The 5,421-nt window shown below is 74.2% G+C and carries 4 protein-coding genes; 1 reads left to right on the plus strand and 3 read right to left on the minus strand.

The window, feature by feature from the left end; all coding sequences use genetic code 11:
- Positions 1-65: 65 nt before the first annotated feature.
- Entirely contained in the window at positions 66-290 is a 225-nt protein-coding gene (locus ACFWY6_RS43825) for a hypothetical protein (RefSeq protein ID WP_384703047.1), read from the minus strand.
- Positions 291-444: 154 nt separating this feature from the next.
- Between ACFWY6_RS43825 and ACFWY6_RS43830 the strand changes: the two genes are divergently transcribed.
- Positions 445-645, plus strand: a complete 201-nt coding sequence (locus ACFWY6_RS43830; RefSeq protein WP_384703038.1) for a hypothetical protein — start codon at positions 445-447, stop codon at positions 643-645.
- Between the two features lie 39 nt (positions 646-684).
- On the opposite strand, the gene ACFWY6_RS43835 is transcribed toward ACFWY6_RS43830, so the two are convergent.
- Positions 685-1,653 (minus strand): bifunctional riboflavin kinase/FAD synthetase, encoded by a 969-nt coding sequence (locus ACFWY6_RS43835; RefSeq protein ID WP_384703041.1) that lies wholly within the window; start codon positions 1,651-1,653, stop codon positions 685-687.
- Between the two features lie 115 nt (positions 1,654-1,768).
- Positions 1,769-5,212, minus strand: coding sequence for a trypsin-like peptidase domain-containing protein (locus tag ACFWY6_RS43840; protein ID WP_384703044.1), 3,444 nt, complete (start codon positions 5,210-5,212; stop codon positions 1,769-1,771).
- Positions 5,213-5,421 lie beyond the last annotated feature (209 nt).

A 5,421-nucleotide genomic window follows, 5' to 3' on the forward strand; every position in this document is an offset into this window, starting at 1 on the left:
ACAGGTACTTGCGCGGCCGCCCGGGAACCCGCGCAAGTACGGTGCGACCACGAGCGGTTCACCCGTCAGTCCCACCTGTATCCGTCCCCGAAGTTGAGGGTGTGCTCCAGCACGTCCTCCAACGGGTCATCGATCTGGCCGGTGTTGATCAGCGCGACCCTGGGCGCGTTGTGCGAGTTCGCGTGCGTCTCATCGGCGTGCGCCGCGCCGGAGCACAGGGCGGATGGCACCGCAGCCATCGCCGCGACCAGCACCCAACGGGACGTCGTCTGCACCCAACTGCCGTTCACTGCAGCCTCCTTGGACCGTGCGTGTGCGGGCCGCCGGTCGCGGCCCGCTCGCCGTGCGTAACCCCGGGCACGGCCAAGAAGTCACTGACGATCATACGAACGGGTCGTCGGACGCCGGGGAAACCGGAAGAACACGGAAGAAAGCAGAGACTTCATGCGTCATCGCCGCGTCCTGACCTTCACGCTGCTCGCAGCCCTCACCCTGTCCGTCACCGCGATCACCGCTCCGGCCTCGGCGGCACAGCGCACGGCGAACCCCGCCCCGCCGCTGCCGCCCGTCGAGTCGCTGATCACCGAAGGAGTCACCGTCGAAGGCCCGCTGGTCAACAGCGTCGCCCTTCCGCACGTCCTGTAGGCACGCAGGGCCGGGGGCGGGAACCCCGCTTTCGGCCCCCTACTCCGGGACGCCCTTGCCGGAATCGGCGGCTTCGATGAGCTCGCGGGCCTTCTTCACGTCGTCCGCGATGGCCACGAGCAGCGCGTCGATCGAGTCGAACTTCGCCTGCCCGCGCACAAAGGCCAGGAAGTCGACGGCCACGTGCAGGCCGTACAGGTCGAGCCCGATGCGGTCGATCGCGTACGCCTCGACCGTCCGCTCGGTCCCGTCGAACTGCGGGTTCGTGCCCACGGAGATCGCTGCGGGCATCGCCTCGCCCTGCGCGTGCAGCCACCCGGCGTAGACGCCGTCCGCGGGGATGGCGGTGTGCGGCAGCGTCTCCACGTTGGCGGTGGGAAAGCCCAGTTCGCGGCCGCGCTGCGCGCCCCGCACGACGACGCCCTCGACGCGGTGCGGGCGGCCGAGGATCTCCGCCGCGCCCGCCACATCGCCTTCGGCGACCAGACGCCGGGTGAGCGTGGACGAGAAGGGCTCGCCGCCCCCCGCCTCGCCGCTCACGAACAGGTCGATGACATCGACTTCGTAGTCGTACGTCGCGCCGAGCTCGGTCAGGAAGGCGACATTGCCCGCGGCCTTGTGGCCGAAGCGGAAGTTGGGGCCCTCGACGACCACGCGCGCGTGCAGCTTGTCGACGAGCACCTTGACGACGAAGTCGGCCGGCGACAGCTTCGAGAACTCCGTGGTGAACGGCAGGATGAGGACCGCGTCCACACCCAGCTCGGCCATGAGTTCGGCGCGCCGGTGGTGCGGGGCGAGGAGCGGCGGATGGCTGCCCGGACGCACGACCTCGCTGGGGTGCGGGTCGAAGGTGACGACGACGGCGGGCACGCCGAGCTCACGCGCTCGTTCGACCGCACGGCCGATGATCAGCTGGTGCCCGCGGTGTACGCCGTCGTAGGAACCGATGGTGACGACGCTGCGCCCCCAGTCCTGGGGGATGTCCTCCAAGCCACGCCAGCGCTGCACTGTCTTTGCTCCTCGCCGAACCCGTGTACGTGTGTGTACGTCCCATTGCCCATTGCGCAGGTCTAAGACTGCCATGCCCGCGCGATCCGGATCGCATCGGATGGGGTGGCGGACCTCACGCCGGTACGCGCGCCCCGGCGACGTTCTCGATCATGCGGCGGGCGCTCGGGCCGACGAGGGCGGCCCACTCCTGCGGGGCGTCGCACATCCACCGGGCGACGGCCGCGGCGAAGCCGGGGACGGAACGGGCCAGCTCGACCAGGCGACGGTCGAAGCAGGTCGCGCCGTGCGGGGTGCGGACGAGCAGCTCGCCCGTACGGTGCACGAGGGCACGGAGCCGGCTCTCGCCGCCGCCGGCCGCGACCGCGCACAGCACGGCGTCCAGGACTTCGGGCTCCCGCTCCCGGTCGAGCAGTACCTCGAGCAGTTCGCCGCGCAGGGCCTTCGATGCGTCGGTGCCGGGGGCCGCGACGGCGGCGGCGAGGGCGGCGCGCACGGCGGGCGGACGGCTGTTGAAGAGCCCCACCACGAGCGGCAGGAGGACGGCGCGAACGCCCGGCCCCTGCTCAAGACGGAGATCGAGGTAGGCCGCGACATGCCCCGCCAGGTCGGGACGGAGCTCCAGGACATCGCGTACGAGATCGGCCACCCGCCGCGCGAGCCCGGGCGCCGTCACGTCGGCCAGGCTGCGCAGTACGTCCCCCGGTGCGGGGCCCGGACCGTACAGACGCTTGCGGAAGGCGGCGATGACCGGCTCGGGGTGGGTGTCGAAGGCGGCGACGAGCGCGCTCGCGGGCAGCTGCGGATCCCCGGCGGTGAAACGCCGCAGGGCGGGCGGCAGATGGCGGGTGCGGGTCTGCGGGTCGCGGATGAGGAGGGCGAGCGCGGCGCCGTGCAGGGTGTCGTCGCAGGGGCGGGCCAGCAGGGCGAACGCCGCGTACCGCAGGAGCTCGCGGTCGGCGTCGGTGGTGGCGTGCGGGGCGGCGCGCAGGCCGTAGGCGACGGCGGCGACACGGCGGGCAGGGCGCTCGTCGTGGACCCAGCGGTCGACGGCCCGGCAGATGGCGGAGGGCTCCTCCTCGGCGAGCACCGCGAGGAGTTCGTCGGCGCGGGGGTGCGCGGAGTCGACCAGGGCTTCGGTGAGGTCGTCGATGGCGCGGTGCCGGTGGGTGTGGAGCAGGGCCTGGGCGGCGGATGCGACGGTCGCCTGCGGGGTCGCCGCGAGCGGGCGTTCGTCGGTGAACCAGCGGGTCAGGTGGGGCTGCGCCTTGGCGGGGTTGCGCGCGAGGAGCTCGGCGACGGCGTCGAGGCAGCGGCTGCCCTGCGGGGGGCCGGGCGGGGGGTCGTGGATCACCGCGTCCCGCAGGAGGTCGAAGCGGTCGCTCTCCGGGAGGGGGAGGGCGAGCCAGAACTCGGCGTCGTACCTCCCCTGCCGGGCCAGCTCGGCGAGCAGGGCTCGGTACGGCGACGCGTCGGGCACCCGGCAGAGCGTCTCGACCAGCAGATGGCCGGCCCACCACCCTGGTGCATCGGTGCCCACAGCAAGGGCGGCGACGCCTTCCGCATCGGTTGTGGGCAGGCGTTCCGCACGGCGGAACGGGTGGGCACAACCTTCACCGCCGGGCCCCGATGCGCCGGGCAGTACAGAACCCTCCCCGAACCGAGCCAACTCCCTTAGCCGAGGCTCCAGTTCGGCAGGGCGCAGCTGCAGCAGGGCCTGGATGACCGGGCCGATCCGGTGGCGGGGGACCGGCAAGGACGCCGCCCCGGCCCGCGGCGCAGCCGCCTCGTACCGATGCACCAGGGACCACAGCGCCCCGTCCACATCCAGATGCATCCCCTGGATCCAGTCCGCGACCTCCTCGTGCGCGAAGCGGTACCCGTCCCCCGCAGGGGTCAGCAACCCCTCCGTGAGGACCGCGGAGGCCCACCCCGTCCCCCACGGGAACACCTCCTCGAACGACGCCCGGTCCAACTCCCCCTGCCCCGGCCCCAGACACCGCCGCGCCGCCTCGTGCACCTGCCCCGACACCTTCGCCGCGAGCCGCCGCACCGCCCCGCCCCGCAGCCCCTGCGGAGCAGCGAGCCGCACCGCGACCCGCAGGCACAGCAGGTCCAGATAGGCGGCGAAGATCTCCTCGCGCCCCGGCCGCCCGGGCGGTGGCGCGTCCGGCAGCGCGGCGCGCACCTCGGACAGGAGCCGCAGCGCCAGCGGATGGCGGGCGTCGGCGGCGGCCAGCGCGCCCTCCGGGATGCCGTACCGCGCCCGGGCGAGCCGTGCCTGCCGCTCGGGCAGATCCCCGAGGCACACACACTCCTGCAGCAGCTCGGCAGGAAAGTGCTCCCCCGCCTGCTCCCAGTACTCCGCGCGGCAGGCCACGACGAGCCGCGCCCCCGTGTCCCGCAGCCACTCGGCCGTACCGCCGCTCCACTCCGCGAGACGGTGCGCGAGCACCGGCGGCATCTCCTCGGGCCCGTCGAGCAGCAGCAGCAACGGCCGCCCCCGGTCCCGCACGAGCCGCGCGACCCGCCCCGCCGAGATGTCCCCGAGCCCGTCGTCCGCCCCGGCGAGGAGATCCTCCGAGGCCTCGACGATGCGCCCGGCCCGCTCAAGGGCACGCTCCACCGCATCGCCCACGCCCGTGTCCGCGCCCTGCAGGTCCGCACCGCGCAGCCACAGCGTGGGGGCCGGCTCGGCGCCGCGCGCCCGGCGCGCGGCGAGGGCCGCGAGTTCGGTGGTCCGGCCGGTGCCGGGGTCGCCGACCAGGCCGAGCACCTGTGCGGGGCCGTCGGTGAACTCCGCCAACTCCTTTGCCGTATCCGGGCGTTCGACCGGGTCGAGGACGGCGGCGCGCGGCCCGTCGGAGCCCAGCGAGGTCGCCGTCAGATGCAGCGCGCCGGCCAGGTTGAGATCCCGGCCGTACGCCGGAACGGTCGCCGCGTTGCGCACGAGCAGCTCGGCGAGCGGTCCCCCGGGATCGGCGGCCGCCGCGTCCCGCAGCGGCACGGCGATCCCCGCCGAGCTGTGCTCGCCGTGCAGCGCGGTGCCCAGGACGGCGAGCACGGCTCCGGACGAGGCGTCGACGACCGGGCCGCCCGCCGCCCCGCCGCCGAGCCGCAGCGCGTCCGCGCCGTCGGTGCCGATGGCGAGCTCCAGCGCGGCGTCGACCAGATGGAAGCGGTCCGTGGCGGTGTAGGTCACCGTCGCCGGGCCGAGGATGCGTGCCTCGCGCCAGCCGCGCGCGGCGATCCGCACATAGCTGCCGACCGGAACGGCCTCACGCACGGTGACGGGCAGCGGGCGCAGCCCGAGCCCCTCCGTGCGGACGAGGGCGAGATCCGCCTCCGGCAGGTGCACCACGGCGTCGGCGGTCACCACGCACACGCGCTCCCCCGCGGCGTGCAGCACGAGCCGTGCGAGCCCGTCGACCGCTTCGTGGCTGGTGATCACCGTGCCCTGGTCGTCGGCGGCGAATCCGGTCCCGCGCGGCCGCCCCGCCAGGTCGCATATCCGCACCAGGGTCCTGTCGAGGGCCGCCGGGTCCCCCTGTCCCGTCATGCCCGAACCTCCCTGCCACCCGCCCCGTCCTTCCGACGGTAGGTCGGCGGTGATCAGCGGGACAGAACGCGCGGCGAACGCGCCCCCTTCCGCCCCCTCGGTTCACTCCGAGCGCCTGCCTGATGGGGTGAATCGGCGAGGAACGGTGGATACACCTTAGGGGTGGGGGGGGAGGCCTTGGGCGGGGGGGGGGGGGCGAGCGCCCGCCC

It is taken from the genome of Streptomyces sp. NPDC059037, from assembly GCF_042740015.1.
Taxonomy (GTDB): Bacteria; Actinomycetota; Actinomycetes; order Streptomycetales; family Streptomycetaceae; genus Streptomyces.

What these genes read in the sequence shown, in the direction of transcription:
- ACFWY6_RS43830 (WP_384703038.1), top strand. Translation starts at nt 445, where the DNA reads ATGCGTCATCGCCGCGTCCTGACCTTCACGCTGCTCGCAGCCCTCACC.
- ACFWY6_RS43840 (WP_384703044.1), bottom strand. Translation starts at nt 5,212, where the DNA reads ATGACGGGACAGGGGGACCCGGCGGCCCTCGACAGGACCCTGGTGCGG.